At 40.1% G+C, this 18,930-nt stretch carries 16 protein-coding genes; 9 read left to right on the plus strand and 7 right to left on the minus strand.

Going from position 1 to position 18,930, the window contains the following annotated elements:
* Positions 1-99: 99 nt before the first annotated feature.
* From ACFQZX_RS09190 to ACFQZX_RS09205, 4 genes are all read right to left on the minus strand, one after another.
* Positions 100-567, minus strand: coding sequence for a MarR family winged helix-turn-helix transcriptional regulator (locus ACFQZX_RS09190; protein ID WP_377114114.1), 468 nt, complete (start codon positions 565-567; stop codon positions 100-102).
* Between the two features lie 48 nt (positions 568-615).
* Positions 616-3,189 carry a DUF5686 and carboxypeptidase-like regulatory domain-containing protein gene (locus ACFQZX_RS09195; protein WP_377114117.1) on the minus strand — a complete coding sequence of 858 codons (2,574 nt, stop codon included), beginning with the start codon at positions 3,187-3,189 and terminating at the stop codon, positions 616-618.
* A 15-nt stretch (positions 3,190-3,204) separates the two neighbouring features.
* Entirely contained in the window at positions 3,205-3,504 is a 300-nt protein-coding gene (locus ACFQZX_RS09200) for a hypothetical protein (RefSeq protein ID WP_377114120.1), read from the minus strand.
* A gap of 179 nt (positions 3,505-3,683) precedes the next feature.
* Positions 3,684-6,257: a BamA/TamA family outer membrane protein gene (locus ACFQZX_RS09205; RefSeq protein ID WP_377114122.1), complete on the minus strand. Its 2,574-nt coding sequence runs from the start codon at positions 6,255-6,257 to the stop codon at positions 3,684-3,686.
* Between the two features lie 144 nt (positions 6,258-6,401).
* Here ACFQZX_RS09205 and folB point away from each other — a divergent pair, with 144 nt between their 5' ends.
* Both folB and ACFQZX_RS09215 read left to right on the plus strand, forming a co-directional pair.
* Entirely contained in the window at positions 6,402-6,761 is a 360-nt protein-coding gene (gene folB / locus ACFQZX_RS09210) for a dihydroneopterin aldolase (protein ID WP_377114125.1), read from the plus strand.
* A 3-nt stretch (positions 6,762-6,764) separates the two neighbouring features.
* Positions 6,765-8,165 carry an FAD-binding oxidoreductase gene (locus ACFQZX_RS09215; protein ID WP_377114128.1) on the plus strand — a complete coding sequence of 467 codons (1,401 nt, stop codon included), beginning with the start codon at positions 6,765-6,767 and terminating at the stop codon, positions 8,163-8,165.
* Positions 8,166-8,173: 8 nt separating this feature from the next.
* On the opposite strand, the gene ACFQZX_RS09220 is transcribed toward ACFQZX_RS09215, so the two are convergent.
* The gene (locus ACFQZX_RS09220; RefSeq protein WP_377114131.1) at positions 8,174-9,349 is read right to left on the minus strand and encodes a glycosyltransferase family 2 protein; all 1,176 of its coding nucleotides are present in this window, start codon (positions 9,347-9,349) and stop codon (positions 8,174-8,176) included.
* Complete coding sequence (locus ACFQZX_RS09225) at positions 9,346-10,269, minus strand: glycosyltransferase family 2 protein (protein ID WP_377114134.1); 924 nt, start codon at positions 10,267-10,269, stop codon at positions 9,346-9,348. The genes ACFQZX_RS09220 and ACFQZX_RS09225 overlap by 4 nt, the downstream gene beginning before the upstream one ends.
* Positions 10,270-10,323: 54 nt before the next feature.
* Here ACFQZX_RS09225 and ACFQZX_RS09230 point away from each other — a divergent pair, with 54 nt between their 5' ends.
* The 4 genes from ACFQZX_RS09230 to ACFQZX_RS09245 all read left to right on the plus strand — a co-directional run bounded on the left by ACFQZX_RS09230 (position 10,324) and on the right by ACFQZX_RS09245 (position 13,928).
* Entirely contained in the window at positions 10,324-10,740 is a 417-nt protein-coding gene (locus ACFQZX_RS09230; RefSeq protein WP_377114137.1) for a hypothetical protein, read from the plus strand.
* 56 nt (positions 10,741-10,796) lie between these two features.
* On the plus strand, positions 10,797-11,267 hold the full coding sequence (locus ACFQZX_RS09235; protein ID WP_377114139.1) for a response regulator transcription factor: 471 nt from the start codon (positions 10,797-10,799) through the stop codon (positions 11,265-11,267).
* A 113-nt stretch (positions 11,268-11,380) separates the two neighbouring features.
* Positions 11,381-11,920 (plus strand): DUF4199 domain-containing protein, encoded by a 540-nt coding sequence (locus ACFQZX_RS09240; RefSeq protein ID WP_377114142.1) that lies wholly within the window; start codon positions 11,381-11,383, stop codon positions 11,918-11,920.
* A 76-nt stretch (positions 11,921-11,996) separates the two neighbouring features.
* Complete coding sequence (locus ACFQZX_RS09245) at positions 11,997-13,928, plus strand: glycoside hydrolase family 97 protein (RefSeq protein ID WP_377114144.1); 1,932 nt, start codon at positions 11,997-11,999, stop codon at positions 13,926-13,928.
* A 1-nt stretch (position 13,929) separates the two neighbouring features.
* Here ACFQZX_RS09245 and ACFQZX_RS09250 read toward each other — a convergent pair whose 3' ends face one another.
* The gene (locus tag ACFQZX_RS09250; RefSeq protein ID WP_377114146.1) at positions 13,930-14,283 is read right to left on the minus strand and encodes a DUF3140 domain-containing protein; all 354 of its coding nucleotides are present in this window, start codon (positions 14,281-14,283) and stop codon (positions 13,930-13,932) included.
* 119 nt (positions 14,284-14,402) lie between these two features.
* On the opposite strand from ACFQZX_RS09250, the gene ACFQZX_RS09255 reads away from it, so the two are divergent.
* From ACFQZX_RS09255 to ACFQZX_RS09265, 3 genes are all read left to right on the plus strand, one after another.
* Entirely contained in the window at positions 14,403-15,659 is a 1,257-nt protein-coding gene (locus ACFQZX_RS09255; RefSeq protein WP_377114148.1) for a putative DNA modification/repair radical SAM protein, read from the plus strand.
* Positions 15,660-16,421 (plus strand): TIGR03915 family putative DNA repair protein, encoded by a 762-nt coding sequence (locus ACFQZX_RS09260; protein ID WP_377114151.1) that lies wholly within the window; start codon positions 15,660-15,662, stop codon positions 16,419-16,421. It begins immediately after the preceding gene.
* An 885-nt stretch (positions 16,422-17,306) separates the two neighbouring features.
* Complete coding sequence (locus ACFQZX_RS09265; RefSeq protein WP_377114153.1) at positions 17,307-18,656, plus strand: PhoH family protein; 1,350 nt, start codon at positions 17,307-17,309, stop codon at positions 18,654-18,656.
* Positions 18,657-18,930: the final 274 nt, after the last annotated feature.

Below are 18,930 nucleotides of genomic sequence, written 5' to 3' on the forward strand. Positions count from 1 at the left end.
TTTACTCCTATTAGATTATTTAACAGTGTTAAACAAATGTACAACGGTAAATTAAAAACCGTTTCATTTAAATGTCATTTGCTTCAAAAAAATTGATTTTTATTCAGCACAATTATGCTCTTCATGAAATTGCACTAATTTTAACATTACTTCAATGGCAATTTCGTAATTTTTTGCTCCCGCCACCTTTTTATATTGCGCTTCCAGATCCATCACCTGGCTTTTCAATCGATGGTAGAAAGCCTCACCTTCCGCGGTAAAGTGAAGCATAACCACCCGGGCGTCCTCCGGGCTTTTTTCACTTTTTACCATGTTTATGGCTTCAAGCTCTTTAACAATCTTGCTGGTTGCCTGTTTGCTTACATTAAGTTTAGCGGCAAGCTCGTTATTAGATATGCCTGTTTTGCCTATAGTCATAAACAAAGGCAAATGGGAGCTGTTAAAACCAGGTTGCTCAATACGGCAAAGTTTCTTTCCCATCCACTCATCTAACAGGCGCTTTAACAGGTAAACCAGTTTCGGAGCAACCTTTTTACTTTCTTCAGTAATCACACATGGTTCTGCCATAACAAATATTATACAGGTGTAAGGTTCAGGTGGTTTACGAATATATTATTAAAAATCAAATTTAACAAAGAACCTGATGCCCCATTCCGGAGCCCCCGGATGATCAAGGTAAGTAAATCTTTTAACCAGATCGACCCTTAAAAGTTTAAATATGTTACCTACACCCACGCTACCTTCAACATATGGTGTGCTGCCCAATGTATAAGTTCCTACGCCACCTGCACCCATATTTGTTGGAAAGCGTAATAACGAAGGGTCATTCGCCGGGTTATTTTCTTCACGCACACCGCCCCAAAGCGCTTTAACGTCTATGATCTCACGCAGCTTTAGCTTCTTTAATAAAGGCACCTTATTAAACAGGTAGCCGTTAAAATTGTGGTCTATAAATATGCTGGCATAATGGTCGCTCACAAATTCCTGGAAGTTCATCAGGTTATATGACTGTAACTGGAATGCATAAGTTTGGTTAGCATGATGAATATCCAGCAGCGGGAAAGGCACCTTGCCAAAAAGGTAACCACCCTCGGTAGTAACGTCGGTGTAACCAAACTGTGACAGATAGAAACGTTTATTGATGTTACCTATCACATTCTGGTAGTTGTACTCGCCTCCCCAGAAACCTTTGATGCCCTGCGTATAGCTTAATGTAAATATCGGGTACTTATCAGGTATGGGTGTACGGTAGAGTTTACCCTGGTAAAACCTTTCATGAGGTGCCCAGCGCACCTGCGCAGATAGCTCAGTAGTTTTTAACAGGTCAACATTATTAATTACACCGTTTGGCAGTAAATTCTGATATACCAGTGCACCAGCCGGAGTTTGGTTCCATTTTTTCAGACCAAGTGAGTAGGAAAAATGGTTGCTAAACTCGTGTACATAGTCTAAACGGAAAATATCGTTGTATAACCATATATCGTTTACACCGCGTTTAAACGATAGCAGAAAGTTACTTTCCTGCACAAACTGCAGCTCTTGTCCCGGTATTTTTGTATCATGCTGAAAGCTTGCGCGGATGTAATTCTGCGGAAATGAATAAATGGACTTGTTATTAAGTGAGTAAGTACTGCTTAAAAAGTACTTGAATTTTTCGTCGCGGGTACCATAGGCGCCATAGGTTTCAAAATAATAACGCTTGCTAAGCTCTGTAGTAGAACGGCCACCAATACGCGCCCTGAAACCTTCAACGGGGTTAAAGCTGTAAAAGGTATTGGCAGGGCCTAATTCAAACTTTCCAAAATTTTTGTAACCGGCCAAAACCAAGGTTGCTATATCCATTGTTTTTTTGAACGATGGAATAGTTTGCAGGCTGTCTATATTTTTATAGATACTTGCCGATGCCGCATCAAGCGTATCGGGCCGGGCCATAGCCCAATAAGCATCGTTTTTATCATCGGCATTTACTGCGATTTCCTGTGAAGGTCCATCGTATGTTTTTTTCGGACGTGGGTTATTTACTACGAAGTCACTTACATTCACCAGGCGCTCGCCGTACATGCCGCCGCCCTTTTCTTTATTGATACCAAACTCTATTTTAAGGTCGCTCTGGCTTAAATGATACCGTCCGTCAGGATTTTTTTCGAACGATAAATTAGCCTGCATCTGCCGAACAAAGTTTAAGTTAATGTTTTTATTAACTGTTAAAAAGGCATTTTGTACGGCATAGTTGCCATCCATAGTAATGTAAATGCGTCCTTCAAACAGCATATTATTGGTATTACGCGGCGTGAAACTCAGCTCAATTAAATTGGGTTGCTGGTCTTTAAGCGTATCGGTAATAAAAAATTTGTAAAAGGTAGGAGAGTTATCAGCAATTGGGCTTAGTAACTGGTTGCTTAATAAAGATACATTGTTATCATAGATATTAATATCCTGGTACATACGTTCGAAATACGATTTTAAACCATTGTTATCAACAAAGTTTTCATCATACTTTACTTGTTTGTTTGCTGTTATTACCTGTTTTTTAGCATAAGGATCTTTACGGAAATAGATATCAGATAGCTTTTCTTCCTGATAAACCGGTAATAAGGTTTTACCGCCTATAGCAGTTGAATCGGCCTGCTCACGAAATAAAAACTGATAATTTTTAAATATCTTTTTATTACGGAATTTATCGCTCAGGTTACTTAAAGATACATTCATGCGCTCATACTGCTTATACTCGGCATAGTTATAATTTTCTACCTGATTTTGCTTTTTATGGGCAATCACCTGGCGTATCAGTTCAACTGCCGGGTTATTTTTATTGCTGTACTTTTTCTTTTTGCCTGATCTTACAATAACTTCATTCAGCGAATGGTTATCTTCCGTAAGGGAAATATTAATGGTTTGTTCCTGGCCGGAAATAATGTTACGGGTAACGGTGCGGTAACCTACAAAAGATACCTGTATTTTCTTAACATCATCCGTTGTGCTGATCGCATAACGGCCTTGCGCGTTAGTACCTGCGCCAATACCTGTACCTGCAAAAGAAACCGTAACGTACGACATTGGCTGCCCGGTTTTAGCATCGGTAACCACACCGCTCACCCTTGTTTGTGCAAATACCACCGTGAACGATGATATCAGCATTAAAAGTGTGAGTATAATTCTATTGAAGTAGGGGATAAAGTGACTTTTCATTTTTGTGTTGAGAGCTTAAATTGAGGTTTGGTTGGGCTGCTTACCATTTGCAGCTTTCTTCATGATTTTTTTTACTGCCTTTACAGATTCGTTTGCATAGCTGCGAACCATAAGGGTTAAAAACTCCATGTTGATATCAGCACCTAAAAAATTTTGCTTTAAACCTTCGCCTAATACACCCATTACATACTCGGTTGGAGTAAGGGTATGTTTATCCTGATCTGACGCGGAAGACACTTGTAAAGTATGAGAAGTATCAGCGCCTTTTTTAAAGGAGTAATTAGTATTTATGTGAGGTAAGGTAAACGTTTTCATTGTGCCTTGTAATAATGGCACAAATGTAAACTTGGTTGACTATATTAGTCAACTAAATTTACCATTATTGGTGTGTTTTAACTTTTGTATGACAAAAGTCAGGCTTTTAAATAATGTCATGACTAAATATGTGTATAAAATACACGAAGTAGGCATCGAATCTGAGATGAAATTATATTTTAAATCCTGAAATTAAGCGACACATAAGGATACCATCCTTCCTCTGAATGGCCTGCGAGTACCTGGAAAATGGTTAAGCCGGCAGGAGAAAAGTACAACCCTCCACCAACACCCTGATGTATCTTATCAGATTTCTCATCATCAGCCCAAACTCTGCCGGCATCATAAAACCCGCTGAGGCCTAACTGGCCAGGCACTATATAACTTGCAATATTGAACAGTTTAACCCGTCCCTGAAAGTTATTATAAACCATATGTTTACCTGCAAAACGATACTGCAGGTAGCCTAACAAATTACCTTGCCCACCTAAAAACATAGACTGATAAAATGCCGGCCTTCCAAAACTAACGCCGCCACCAATACGATCTGATAATACTACTGAACCGTTATGGGTTAACTTTTGATAGAAAGTAAATTCGGGGCGTATCTGCACAAAAGATTTGGAGTAGTTTTTAAGTCCATTATAACCCTGAACATTGATGTTAAAATAATATCCGCTAAGTGGCAACACGCCGCCCTTCCGCTGGTTACTGTTAAAGTTGAGCACTATTCCCAGATGCGCTTTATCTTTATCAACTATGGCACTGTCGTAAGAGCCGATTAATGAAGTATTATTAATAAACCTCTCTGCATTATCTTTAAGGTCAAGATGGTAAAACTGAAAGGATGGCCCTGCACTAAAGCTGCTGTTATTACCCATGTTCCAGCGGAGTGCAGGGTCAACTTCATAAGTGTCAAAACGTGCACGATAATACCTGCGATAGTTGGGCTGATCTTTGTTCAAAGAGGTTCCATTACCCAGCCCAAAAAAGTTTGCCGTGTTATCGGGAGCTTGTATATATGCCTGTAAGAGCAGATCGGCATTGCCAATGGCCTTTATCCACTCGCCATTATATTTAATACGGAATGCCTCTGTAGCGAACGCATGAGTAACCAATAACTGCTGAGAACTGGTATAAGGTACTTTACGGAAACCATCTTTTTTAACGTATTTGAACCCGGCACCTAATAAAAAGCCATCATCTGCATTTATACCTGCAGTAACAAGTGGCATCCATACATTATAAAGATTGGTTTGCAAAAAGCGGGTATTAAGCGTATCAGCCGAAAGATGTTTGCTTATCCTGTTGGTAAGGCCCATAAATTTGGCCGTTGGCGTTGCATACACCCTTAAATTATTACGGGACTGTGCAACGTTAAAGATTTTTTCACCTTCAGCACCTATCAGCCTTAAATCAATAGGCGATGTAGTGTTATTGATGCTGACGTTATCATCTCCCTTAGAAGTGTATAAACGGATCTCCTTGGTATATTCAGGATCGTATACAACAGACATGATGGTATCTTTAACTTCACCTTCCTTACTGATCTTGTTTACCTGTATGTTAAGCCTACCATCCGGCAAACCGGTTATGTCCACCTTCTCATTTTTATCACTCAATCTAAGGTCAACAATACGGTTTATAAATTTATAATACCGGTCCATCGCATCAGGAAGGGCGGCCCTGCGCAATTTTAGTTTGGCCAGTAATACATCATGCCCCATTTTATAAGTATCGCCCGGAAGGCGTCTAAGTGCCTGTTCAAACACAGCGTCTGTTTCAACAGCAACAAAGTCTTTCACTACCTTCATCCAGTGCTCATGGGTCATCTGGAAATCTGGGTATGGATTCATAAAACGGGTTTTGGCAATATTGTATTTTACTTTAGGTATATCATAGGTAAAATCGCCCAATAACGGGTTGATGTAGGGCAGTGCAGCAATATCCGGAAATAACCCTTCTTCCAGATGAAATACCTGGTCACGGTCGCGGGGCACACCAATGTACATTTTACCTTTTCCCTTTTGCAGGTCGGCCCAGCGCCATTGGTCCTCATGGCGGTCCCAATCACCAATCAGCAGGTCAAGCATGCGGGCGCGCAGAAACTCATCTCCATCAAAACGATTATCGTTGTCTTCAACCAGTTTGCCCAGCATTTTGATGCTGTTGTCAGAATCGCCTACAGGTTCACGTTCTTCAAGCAGGCAAACCATATTGGTAAAAACTTTATTGTATTCACCCAATGCAGGGTCGGCAGCTATAACGCCAATTACCGGATGCGAGTGCGGAATATCAGCGGCTTTCGCAAGTGGCGGAACTACTAACGCCGAAAATGGGTGCTGGCCGCTCAAGGCATCGTCCAGCCAATCTATTACAAAGGTTTGGCGCAGATTTTCGGGCACTAATTTATCGGGTGTTTTCTCAACGCTTCTTATCACCCATTCTTTTCCGCTTTTATCCTTTAAACGTAACGACTTAGACTGCATGCCGCCGCCCTCTTTTTCGGGTATTAAACCACCCATCACTTCAGATATTCTTATCACGGGCAGCTTAACAGGTGTAGCCCATTCCTTACGATAATTATTACCAAAAAACCAGCGATGCACTTTGCCCACACTATCATAACGTGGGTGCACCTTTACAACTACGCTATCACGAAATTTATAATTCGGTTCGGTATTTTGTTGCGCATATAAAGATGCCGACAATGCGGTAAGCAGCAAAGTAGTTTTAAGCGTTTTTATTAGCATAATGATAAGCGTTAAAGGCGTTCATACGTATATGAGCATGCAATATTAATATAATTAAGATATCCCACATCCGGATATTGTAAAGAAATATACTGATTTAAACGTATAGCAACACATACCCGATCTATTTTTTACTTTTGAACTATGATACAAGTAGGACTGGAGGGTGTGGAGTTTTATGCTTATCATGGGTTTTACCCTGAAGAGCAAAAAACAGGTACCCGTTTTTTAGTTGATGTTAGCGTAGGCTTTAACAATAATGCACCCTTTAGCGACGACAGCCTTGCTAATACTGTTAATTACGAGGTGCTATATGAGATTGTTACCGAAGAGATGCAGCACACCCGCAAAGTACTGGAAACCGTTGCGGAAGCAATAATGAAACGAATACAGGCTAATTTTAACTTCATTGATACCATTGAAGTAACTATCAGAAAACAAAATCCACCTTTTAACGGCCCAGTTAAACAATCGGTTGTTAAACTATCCTATAACAAGCAATAACATATGCCATACAATCATATCAATCAGGATCTGTTAAATACGATAACTGATATAGTAGGTGCTGATTCAGTTATAACCGGGCAAACTGAGATTGAAAACTACAGCCATGATGAAACAGAAGACCTTATTTACTATCCCGAAGTTGTAGTTAAGCCTCAAAATACGGACCAGATAGCCGCATTGTTGAAGCTCTGCAATGCAAACCAGATACCTGTTACACCCCGTGGCGCTGGTACAGGCCTTGCAGGCGGCGCATTGCCGGTAAATGGCGGCTTGCTCATTTCAATGGAGCGTTTTAACCGGATAATTGCTATTGATGAGCAAAATTTGCAAGCTACCGTTGAGCCGGGCGTAATCACCGAAGTATTCATGAACGCGGTGGCTGAAAAGAATTTGCTTTACCCTGTTGACCCTGCAAGTAAAGGCAGTTGTTATATAGGTGGCAATGTCGCCAATTGTTCGGGCGGGCCCAGGGTGGTTAAATATGGCACTATAAGGGAATATATTTTAAACCTGGAAGTGGTACTGCCAACCGGCGAAGTGATCTGGACGGGTGCCAATACACTTAAATATGCATCGGGCTATAATTTAACGCAACTGCTTATCGGGTCTGAAGGCACCCTGGGCATTGTTACTAAAATAGTAACCAAGCTTATCCCAAGGCCTACTCAGGATGTTCTGATGCTGGCATCATTTGCAAGCAACGAGGATGCATGTGCAGCGGTATCGGCCATATTCAGGGCTGGGGTGGTGCCATCGGCATTGGAATTTATGGAGCGCAAGGGGATTGAGTGGGTGATAGAGCATGATGGGATAGCCTTTGACCTTAAAGATGACATAGGCGCCTTTTTACTGATAGAAGTGGACGGAAGCAACCAGGATGTGATATTTGGCGATTGCGAAGTGATAAATGGCGTGCTTGAACAGTACAATTGCAAAGATGTTTTATTTGCAGATTCGTCTGCACAGAAAGAGGAGTTGTGGCGCATCAGGCGTACAATGGCTGTATCGGTTAAATCAAACTCGGTATATAAAGAAGAGGATACCGTAGTGCCTCGTGCAGCACTGCCTGAACTTATAAACGGCATCAAACAAATAGGAGGGAAGTATGGCTTTTCATCTGTTTGTTATGGCCATGCCGGCGATGGTAATTTACATGTTAACATCATTAAAGCTGGCATGAGTGATGAGGACTGGAACAATAAGCTCAAAGATGGTATTACCGAGATATTTGAGCTAACCATATCACTCGGCGGTACACTTTCAGGCGAGCATGGTATCGGCCTTGTACAGAAAAACTATATGCCGTTAAAGTATAGCGATGTGCATTTTGCAATATGGAAAGGCATTAAACAAACCTTCGATCCGAACAATATCTTAAACCCCGGAAAAATATTTAATTGATATTGTAACTAAATTTTTCGTTGCGCTTTTTCCCAAATTGAACTTTGCTTTTTAGTGAAGTAGCGTATTATACCTGCAAGTACAGCATAATTCATGATGCAGAAATAATAGGGAATAAATAAGGCTTTTATGCGGATCTGCCGCTTTTCCATCATATACCCCAATAAGGCGAGACAATAAAATACCACCTGGCCTGCAAACAGCAACTGGTAAAACCAGGTTGTTCCGTTAATAACCATAACCAGGTTTAACAGGAATGCCAGCAATAAGAAAAATGGCGTTACCGTCCACCGCAAAACGCGGTGACTAACATATTGAAAAGACAGGAGAGGGTATTTGGTTGAAAACAATAAGCTTTTAAGACGCAAAACAGACTGCATGCCTCCGGCAGCAATGCGTATTTTACGTTTTAGCTCTTCAGAAACGTTTTCTGATGCGGTTTCTAAGGCGTAAGCATTCGGCTCATAAACAATACGGTACCCCTGCTCTGTTATCAGCATTGATATCATAAAATCATCCAGCACGGTATCAGAAGGAACATTTTGATACAAATTTCGCCTCACACTAAATAACTCACCCGCGGCACCAACAACAGAATACAATTCAGAATCCCATTTTTTCAGGGTCGATTCATATTTCCAGTAAAAACCTTCGCCCGCCGCACTGGCATCGGCACTTTTGTCAATATGTACGCGCTTTTCACCGGCAACAGATCCAACTGTCTTATCCGCATAGTGACGGCATATCCTGGTTATGGCTTCTGCATTTAAAAATGTATTAGCATCGGTAAATACCACCACTTCTGTATCTACATATTCCATGGCGCGGTGTACTGCGGCAATTTTACCTGCTCTCTCTGGCTTGTGCAGCAATTGTATCTGCGGGTAGCCCGATATGATCTCTGGCGTTCGGTCTGATGAGCCATCGGTAACAAAAACAAATTTCAGTTTACCGGCAGGGTATTGTAACTGCAAACTGTTTTTTATTTTCTGTTCCATATAAAACTCTTCGTTATAAGCAGCTACAACAAGTGTACAGGATGGTAATTCAGCATCAACAACCAAAGGCAATACAGCTTTACCCTTTACCAACCGTTTAATTTTGATGATGAAATATAACAGTATACCGTACCCTACAAATGTGTAGAAAACGATAAATAAGCTTAGCCAGAGCAATACTGTCATGAAACTTTATTTATGGTATAACCTAAATCGGTGCTATGTTTATCGTGAGTGATATTCCACCAAATAGCACGAAACAGAATGCTTATAAAATCGTATTTTTTTTCTTTGATATAACCGATGATGTTTCTTGGAACCACCAGTAGTGTAAAGTAACAGTAAAACACAAAAGCTTTTAGCGCCGGGGCATTATGCCGTATAAAAAGTATACGGTTACGGTTCATGAAGTATTCTTTAAAAGCGCTTTTTTTTCCTACGGTCATAGACTCTTTGTGATAAATAACGGCGTCGCCACGTACCCATGCCTGGTAGCCAGACCGGTTGATGCGTTCGCCCCAGTCTACCTCTTCATAGTATATAAAAAAATTATCGGCCATTAATCCGGCTTTTTGGCAGGTTTCACGTTTAACCATCATGGCACCGCCATGGCAGTATCCGGTTTGGCCAAGCAGATTATCATACTGCCCTAAGTCTTTTTCATTTTTTCCGACGGCTTTGTTACGGCAGGTATAATAATCAACCTGGGTAAAACCTACATATTGTATAATACTTCTATCGAAATCATAAACCAGCTTTGGAGATATGATACCTACCTGTGGGTGGGTATCTAATATATCAACCAGTTTTTTTACAAGGCCGGGGGTAAACTCGGTATCGTTGTTTACCAGGAAATAGTAATCGCCGGTAGCTTGTGCAATTCCAATATTATTACCTCCGGAAAAACCAAGGTTGGCTTCCGAGCGTATAAACTTTATATCGGGATATTTTGTTGTCCATTGCGGAACAGGATTTACCGTGCTGCCATTATCTACCACTATGACCTCTAAATTTTCATACGTATTGGTTTCGGCGATAGATATCAGCAGTTCTTCGGTTATTTTATCCTGATTAAAATTGATGGTAACGACAGATACTCTTTTCATTGAAAAATCAGCAATATTTTAAAGCCTAATAATAACAAAAAACATCGTAAAGTTTTGAAAGAACAACCGATTATTGATAATATCGAATTACTTGAAGGTACAGCTAATAAACTGATAACACTCATAAGGTGTAACCAGTACGACAGCCGCGACCTGCAAATAGTTCAGGAAAAGATAGATAGGGTAATAAATGAAAGTTATGCGCATCAGCACAAAAGGCGGATAAAAAATATTAATACAATACAGAAAATCGTACTATTGATTATAGGAATAGTGATGATCACTTTAGGCATGGCCATGATAATTATGCCTGCGCCGCCTTATTTTGAGATGTTCACCATTATTCATTTTAATGCCGAGGATGGTGTAACACTGATGGACCTGATATCTCTTATAATAGTTTTTGCGGGGGTATATTTGATACTTCGGGCTTTAATATTAAAAAAAGATAGCCGAAGCTTACATTCTTAATCTGATTCAAAGCTTTGATATTTTAATTAAATTCGCTTCCTATTACTGTTCAATTGATGTTGGTTCATTTAGTAAAAAAGAATCAGTCTGTTATAGTTTATGCCTTTTTGCTGGCTGTTTTGCTGTTTTTAATGAAATGGCTGGAGTGGCAATACATTATTGTTAACCATGCATACGAGTTATATACAAGTGCGATAGCAATTTTATTTCTTTTAACAGGGGTTTGGTTAGCACTCCGCATCAATAAGCGCCGGTATAAAACTGTGTATTTAGAAAAAGAGGTTTTAATAAATACTGATACCTTTATTTTTAATGAGGATGAATTAAAAAGATTAAAGCTAAGTAAACGCGAACTTGAAGTATTACAACTCATGGCCCAGGGCCTCAGCAACCAGGATATTGCCGAGAAGCTGTTTGTTTCGCTTAATACCATTAAAACACACTCTTCCAGACTATTTGAAAAACTTGAAGTACAGCGCCGTACTCAGGCTGTCAATAAAGCTAAAAAGCTAAGTCTGATCCCTTAATAAAATTCCTCCTTTAGTATGATTATAGGCAATTTTCTGTAAAATCACCCTAAAGTATGACCCTAAGTAGCGCTTAATATTTCACTTTTGAGCCATTAATAAAACTTAGAACAATGAAAAAACAAGTATTTATTTATGGAGCCATTGCCGGATGCATCGTTACAGCATGGATGCTTTACAACGCAGTGAAATGTTATGGCTCCGGTAGTTATGATGGCAGCATGCTGCTGGGTTATGCTTCCATGATACTGGCCTTTGCCTTTATTTTTGTAGCAGTAAAAAAATATCGTGTTCAGCACAATGATGTTATATCATTCGGCAAAGCGTTTAAAATAGGCATTTTAATAAGCCTTATAGCATCAACCATTTATGTTGCCGCATGGCTGATATATTATTACTTTTTTATACCCGATTTTATGAACCGGTATACCGCCCATCAGATAAGCGAACTGAACCAAAGCCATCTTCCGGCAAAGGAGCTTGCCGAGAAAAAGGAGTTTATAAACAGCATGAAGCAATGGTATAATTCAATTTTCGGAGTGATTCTGCTTACTTATATGGAGATATTACCTGTAGGGATCATTGTGTCATTGATCACCGCCCTGATCTTAAAACGCAAACAGAGTGATGGCAGCAATTTAGTGGTTAACTAAAATATCATAAAATGGCAGGTTACTTATGCATTTATAGTAACTTATAATTAGGTTTGCTATTCTGTAATCTGCCATTATGATATATTGCTTAAAAGTATTTGCTGCAATCAGTTTAATTATATTTTTTAACGGCCAGGCCCAGGCTCAACAAAAAGCCAGCGAGTGGAAAGTCATATCCCCAAGCGGCGCACTGCAAATAAATTTGAAATTGAATAACGGCGCATTAAGTTATTCAGTGACTGATAAGGGTGAGGTAATTGTAAAACCATCAAAACTGGGTATCGAATCAACCACAGAAAAATTTAGCGATCATTTAAGTTTTGCAAATGTTTTGACCCGGCCTGTAAGTGAAATTTATGTGTTGCCTACAGGTAAATACAGTGTATATAAAGCCAAAGCCAACCAGGCAAGTGTGACATTTACTAACAGCTATAGCGCTAAAATGACTGTTGATTTGCGCGCTTATGATGATGGCATAGCTTTCAGGTACCGTTTTCCGGATTCTGCCAAAACGTATACCCTGGTAAATGAATCAACGGAATTTGCTGTTCCGCAGGCATCAGCATGGATGCAGCAATATGGCAATGATCCTGCCTATGAGAATGTATTTAAAAACGGTATTCCTGCCGGCACCGCCGCTCCTGATAGTACAGGCTGGGCCTTTCCGGCACTGTTTCATACGAAAGACCACTGGCTGTTCCTTTCAGAAAGTAATATATCTCCTGATAATGCAGGCATGCATTTGCAACCTATGTGCAGCAATGGTATATATAAAATAGCTTTCCCGTTAAAAGGCGAGGGCCTGGGGCAGGGTAGTAGCTACCCTGTTGCTAAAGCACCGTTTGCAATGCCATGGCGGGTGTTTATAATTGGTAAAAATCCCTCAGTTGTTGTACAATCGGCTTTAATAAATCACCTGTCTGCACCTAATACTATTGGCAATATCGGCTGGGTTAAACCAGGCCGTTCGTCATGGAGCTGGTGGAGCGACCATGCCAGCAGCCGCAATGTTACTACGCTTAAACGTTTTGTAGATCTGGCCGCAAATATGAAATGGGAATACTCCCTGGTAGATGCTAACTGGAACATGTTAAAAGATGGCGGTAATATCAAAGACCTGATTGATTACGCCAAAAGCAAAGATGTCAAACTCACATTCTGGTATAATTCCGGCGGGCCGCATAATAACGTTGGCGAACAGCCGCGCGACATTATGTTTGATTCGCTTAAGCGCAAGCAGGAATTGAAAAAACTGCACGACTGGGGTGTGAAAGCCATTAAGGTCGACTTTTTTCAAAGCGATAAGCAAAACGTAATGCAACTATATCAGGATATATTAAAAGATGCAGCTAAGGAAAAGATCATGGTGATATTCCACGGGAGCACAATGCCTCGGGGATGGGCGCGTACTTATCCGAATTTGTTGTCGATGGAATCAGTGCGCGGGGCAGAAAACTATGGCTGGTCGCCGGAGTTTGCCGCTGATGCTGCTGTCTTGAATACTATATATGTGTTTACGCGCAATGTAGCCGGATCAATGGACTATACGCCGGTTACATTTTCAGATTACCAATGCTGCCCGCATACAACAACCAACGCTCACGAGTTAGCCTTAAGCGTAGTATTTGAATCGGGTATGATGCATTTTGCCGATAGCGACTCATCCTATTATAAACAAAGCGCAGAAGTAAAGCAGTTTCTAAGCAGTGTACCCAACACCTGGGATGATGTAAAACTACTTCAGGGCGAACCTGGTAAAGAGGCTGTACTTGCCCGCCGTAAAGGAAAGGATTGGTATATTGCAGGCATCAATGGTGAAACTGTGGCTAAAAACTGGCAAGTATTCTTGTCATTTTTAGATGTCAAAAAAAGGTACAAAGCTAAGTTATATGTTGACGGCAAAAGCTCAAGAGAAATTACCTACAAAGAGCTAACAGCAAAAACAGGTGATAAGGTTGGGGTTAATGTATTACCCAAAGGCGGATTTGTTTTAGTATTACAGCCATAAGTTATTTTTTTCTGTAATCGTGCCCCCAGTTCTTTAATGAGTAATCCCAATTAGAGCCTTCCGGACCATCTGGTTTTTGAGCCATGTGGCGTGCAATATATCCATGCACTTTTGCCATGTGCTTATAATCGGCATCGGTTAAGTCTGCTTTCTTTTTTTGCAGAATATCAATAATATGCTTTCCTGATTTATGGCCAATTGATTCCCCATCGCCGCTGTCCCAGCCAACTTTTTTTGATTCTTCCGTAGCTAACCATTTTTTTAATGCAGAGGCCGACATATTTACTGCTACTTTAAATTCTTTATAGATCTGTGCATGCTCTTTCTGCTGATCTTTAGTTTTAAATTCTTCCATGTAAAATAATTTGTATCAATCTATCAACTCACATACCTGAATTTTAAAATACTCCATTTAGCGCTAAGAAAACTATATACATCTATTTAAAATGCTAATATTTTTAGTATTTTTGACTTATGGACGCGGATAGGATTAACGAAAAATTAAGCATTTTAGCAGATGCTGCAAAGTATGACGTTTCTTGTGCAAGCAGCGGCAGTAAGCGAAAAAACGAAAATAAAGGGCTTGGTAATGCAAGCAATGGTATTTGTCATTCTTATACAGAAGATGGGCGATGTGTATCCTTACTAAAAATCCTCCTCACCAATCATTGTATATTTGATTGTGCTTATTGTGTATCCCGTAAAAGTAACGATATACAACGGGCTGCTTTTACCGTCCAGGAAGTGGTAGACCTCACTATCAATTTTTACCGCCGTAATTATATTGAAGGCTTGTTTCTGAGTTCGGGTATTTTTAAAGATGCTGATTTTACAATGGAGCGGTTAGTGCGGGTGGCGAAAAAACTACGTACCGAATATAACTTTCATGGTTATATTCATTTGAAATCCATTCCCGGGGCCAGCGACGAGTTGATGAATGAAGCGGGGCTTTATGCCGACCGCCTAAGCGTTAATTTGGAGATGCCTACCGAAGCCGGCCTTAAACTGCTTGCTCCGGATAAAAATCAGCAGGACATGATCAAGCCGATGGGTTATTTGAAAAATGCAATCATCCAGCGGACCGAAGAAAAAAAGCTTTTTAAAAAAGCGCCAATATTTGCCCCGGCAGGGCAAAGCACACAAGTTATCATAGGCGCAACGCCAGAGAATGATAGCCAGATATTACAATCGGCCAATTACTTTTATAAAAAATTTAATCTTAAGCGTGTTTACTATTCAGGATATGTACCTGTTCTGGCAGATAAACGATTACCAGCGCTAAATACTGATGTACCTATGGTACGCGAGAACCGCCTTTATCAGGCTGACTGGCTGATGCGCTTTTATGGTTTCAATGTAAACGAAATAGTTGATAACGTTTACCCGCACCTGGATCTGGACATCGACCCTAAACTAGCCTGGGCTATCAGAAATATGCATGAGTTTCCATTAGATATCAATAAAGCAGATTTAAAAATGATTTTACGGGTACCGGGGATAGGAATGCAATCGGCACAAAAAATAGTGAGCGCACGCAAATACGGCAAATTAGGCTGGGAGCAACTTAAAAAAATAGGAGTAAGCTTGAACCGGGCTAAATACTTTATTACCTGCAATAGTAAAATGTTTGAGCGGCGCGACCTGACAGGTAATAACATCAAGCAGTTCATACTCGCATCGTCACAAAGCAAATATTTGAAGGCCGTGCAAACACAGCTTCATCTTTTTTGAATGATGACAACGCTTATCTATGACGGTACTTTTGAAGGCTTGCTTACTGCGGTATTTGAAATCTATGAACATAAATTGGGCCTTGTTAAACTTCACCAGAGCAAAGAGCTTGAGGGCGCTTTATTTGGCAATACAATTTACGTTGTAACCGACGAAGCCAGAGCTAACCGCGTACTCAAAGGATTAAAATTACGCGTATCTTCAATTGGCGTTCAGCGTTTATATGCTGCCCACCTGGCTGAAATAGCAGGAGAGGATAATACTTTGCTTGGTTTTATCCGCTATGCTTTTGATTCTCAGCAAAATATTGAAGAAGATTATGGCAATAGATATGTATTGCGTATATCTGAATTGGTACGAATGGTTCGCCGCGAGAAGCACAGGATGGAAGCTTTTATCCGTTTCCAAAAGTTAAAGGACGAGACTTTTTATGCCGGTATTGAGCCAGATTTTAATGTACTACCCTTGTTGATACGCCATTTTAAAAGCCGTTACGCCGACCAGAAATGGATTATTTATGATATAAGGCGTAAGTACGGTATTTATTATGATTTACATGATACTCAATTTGTAACATTCGATTTCGAAGCGCAGTTAAAAGCTGCCGATGTGGTAACGGCTTATACCAATGATGAAAGAATTTACCAGCAATTATGGCAGAATTACTTTAAAAGCGTAAACATACCATCACGTAAAAATACTAAGCTGCATGTGCGCCATATCCCTAAAAGGTACTGGAAACACTTAACTGAAAAGATCTGAAATTATGCTCAAGTGCATCAAATTGTTAATTAGAAAGATGTTAATAAACAAGGCTAATCCAGCAAACAGCTTAATTTTATAACGTTTACATTGTTAATAAACACTACGGGAGTGTTAAGAACATGTTTATAAGAAATTTTTTAAAACACTTGACACGTATTATAAGATATTCCGATATTGTGAATATCAAGAACGACGTACTTTGACAGCCTTACAGGATAACACAAACTGAATCGGGTAGACCTCCGGGCGAACTAAAGATCAGAGAAGTGCCTGAATTACGATTAAATGGAATAAAATACGACAGTATGTTCTCCAGGAAAGTAATTAATGAGGTATTATCAAAAACTGAAGAATTCTATGGAGTGAAACAGTTAAGATAATGACCTTTGAAGCAACCGGCGTTAGCGTAACAATGAGACATCTGTATTTACTATAGAAGAAGATCAATCAGCGTTGCACGTAATAACGACAGAGTCGACATCCCCTCGGGAGATTGGCAAAAGCAACATCCGCAGACATAAAGCTGCCCACATTCGCGAGAGTAGGGACACAGCGTAGGTTTGTAAGGATTTGAAAGCGCTACCTCCGCAAGGTAACAGACAAAGTCCGCATGTACGTATCAACATTTGATGTATCAGTATTCGCAGTGAAAAAGAGTTATCAATGTCCGCATTTAACAATGGTGAGGTCGGGTCGGTTAAGGATACACAAAACTTGATGCTTTATGTTGGCTAAGGCTACCATAAAGGCAGGAAAAACGGGAGTCATTTCGCAAGAGGGGCTTCCGTTTTCCATTTTATAGCCTTTATATGATCCTTTAATCAACACTTCAAATACAATTTGAGTAAACGTTTTTTACTCAAATTATCTACTTTAGCCTGTATGAAGGAACCCGCAGGAATAACAGACAGTAAAAAGAAAATATTTATACTGGATACTTCAGTGATCCTTTATGACCATAACGCCTTCGAGAACTTCCAGGAACATGATGTAGCCATACCCATACAGGTGCTGGAAGAACTGGATAACATGAAAGCCGGCAATGATACCCGCAACTTTGAGGCCCGCAGCTTTATCAGGCTGATGGACGACATGTCGCGAAGCCGGCTGATCAATCAATGGCTACCCCTTAACGGCAAAAGCAAAGGTTGCTTTAAGGTAATTTTAGATGCAAAAAATGCCAGTGCCGATGCTGAACTGGTATTTGGCTCTGACAAAACCGACCACCGCATTTTAAATGCAGCCCTGGGGGTACAATTTGAGCATCCCGACCGTAAAGTAATTTTAGTTTCAAAAGATATATGCTTGCGCCTTAAGGCTAAAGCGCTTAACTTGTTTTCAGAAGATTATGAAACCGGTAAAGTTAAAAACCTTGATGAGCTTTACAGCGGCAAAACTACACTTGACAAAGTCAGCGGTAAAATACTTGCAAAACTTAATAAAAACAATGTAGTGCCTGCCGCTGATATGCAATTGGCAGCAGATACCGGCAACCAGTTCTTTATATTTAATAGTAAAAATGAAAGCGTTCCAGCATTTTTAAATGTTCAAAGCGGGCAGTTGGAAAAAGTGATCGAACAACCTGCACTCAACATCAGCCCCCGCAACATTGAGCAGTCTTTTGCCATACATGCACTGCTGCATCCGGACATTAAGTTGGTTACCATACAGGGTAACGCAGGTACCGGTAAAACGTTGCTGGCGCTTGCCTGTGCTTTAGAACAACGTAAAAACTATCGGCAAATATTTGTTACCAGGCCAACTATCCCGTTAAGTAACAGGGATATAGGTTTTTTGCCAGGCGATGTATCTTCAAAGATCGACCCGTATATGGCACCTATATGGGATAATTTAAAATTCATCAAAGACCAGTTTGCAGATGATACTAAAATGCAGGCCAAACTTGATGAACTGGTTAGTACCGACAAAATTTCCATCACACCCCTGGCTTTTATAAGAGGGCGTACGCTGAGCAAAATATTCTTTATTGTAGACGAAGCACAAAACCTCACCCCGCATGAGGTAAAAACAATTATCTCAAGGGCGGGCGAAAACAGCAAGTTTGTATTCACAGGGGATATTTACCAGATAGACACCCCATATCTGGATGCTGAAAGTAATGGTTTATCATACCTTATAGATAAAGCCAAAAACCATCCGCTGTATGCGCATATCTCATTACAAAAGGGCGAAAGGAGCGAGTTGGCCAACCTGGCTACAGAACTTTTATAATAGTAATCTAAACAATCCTATTATGAAATTAGAAATGCTTTTGCAGATTATTTATTCCTAATGTTTTTTCATGCGCAGATGATTTCTTATTGTTGAAATATTGCCATGCTTCTTTAATAGATTCTTGCCAGCAGTGAATAAGTGAATAGTTTGTTTTTTTCGACGCAGGTATATACGCATAATATACTATTGTTAAACAACAAAGTATTGCAGGTAAACAAAGTGCAAAGAGTATATATAGCAAAAGTCGTTTCATTTTAACTTTTAATTACCC

It is taken from the genome of Mucilaginibacter litoreus, assembly GCF_042676805.1.
GTDB classification, from domain to species: Bacteria; Bacteroidota; Bacteroidia; order Sphingobacteriales; family Sphingobacteriaceae; genus Mucilaginibacter; species Mucilaginibacter litoreus.

Bases quoted from the DNA above. Each gene is read 5' to 3' on its own strand.
- ACFQZX_RS09205 (WP_377114122.1), bottom strand. From the start codon at position 6,257: ATGCTAATAAAAACGCTTAAAACTACTTTGCTGCTTACCGCATTGTCG.
- ACFQZX_RS09265 (WP_377114153.1), top strand. From the start codon at position 17,307: ATGAAGGAACCCGCAGGAATAACAGACAGTAAAAAGAAAATATTTATA.
- ACFQZX_RS09190 (WP_377114114.1), bottom strand. From the start codon at position 567: ATGGCAGAACCATGTGTGATTACTGAAGAAAGTAAAAAGGTTGCTCCG.
- ACFQZX_RS09245 (WP_377114144.1), top strand. From the start codon at position 11,997: ATGATATATTGCTTAAAAGTATTTGCTGCAATCAGTTTAATTATATTT.
- ACFQZX_RS09195 (WP_377114117.1), bottom strand. From the start codon at position 3,189: ATGAAAAGTCACTTTATCCCCTACTTCAATAGAATTATACTCACACTT.
- ACFQZX_RS09200 (WP_377114120.1), bottom strand. From the start codon at position 3,504: ATGAAAACGTTTACCTTACCTCACATAAATACTAATTACTCCTTTAAA.
- ACFQZX_RS09235 (WP_377114139.1), top strand. From the start codon at position 10,797: ATGTTGGTTCATTTAGTAAAAAAGAATCAGTCTGTTATAGTTTATGCC.
- ACFQZX_RS09240 (WP_377114142.1), top strand. From the start codon at position 11,381: ATGAAAAAACAAGTATTTATTTATGGAGCCATTGCCGGATGCATCGTT.
- ACFQZX_RS09250 (WP_377114146.1), bottom strand. From the start codon at position 14,283: ATGGAAGAATTTAAAACTAAAGATCAGCAGAAAGAGCATGCACAGATC.
- ACFQZX_RS09260 (WP_377114151.1), top strand. From the start codon at position 15,660: ATGATGACAACGCTTATCTATGACGGTACTTTTGAAGGCTTGCTTACT.
- ACFQZX_RS09215 (WP_377114128.1), top strand. From the start codon at position 6,765: ATGCCATACAATCATATCAATCAGGATCTGTTAAATACGATAACTGAT.
- ACFQZX_RS09225 (WP_377114134.1), bottom strand. From the start codon at position 10,269: ATGAAAAGAGTATCTGTCGTTACCATCAATTTTAATCAGGATAAAATA.
- ACFQZX_RS09255 (WP_377114148.1), top strand. From the start codon at position 14,403: ATGGACGCGGATAGGATTAACGAAAAATTAAGCATTTTAGCAGATGCT.
- ACFQZX_RS09220 (WP_377114131.1), bottom strand. From the start codon at position 9,349: ATGACAGTATTGCTCTGGCTAAGCTTATTTATCGTTTTCTACACATTT.
- folB (WP_377114125.1), top strand. From the start codon at position 6,402: ATGATACAAGTAGGACTGGAGGGTGTGGAGTTTTATGCTTATCATGGG.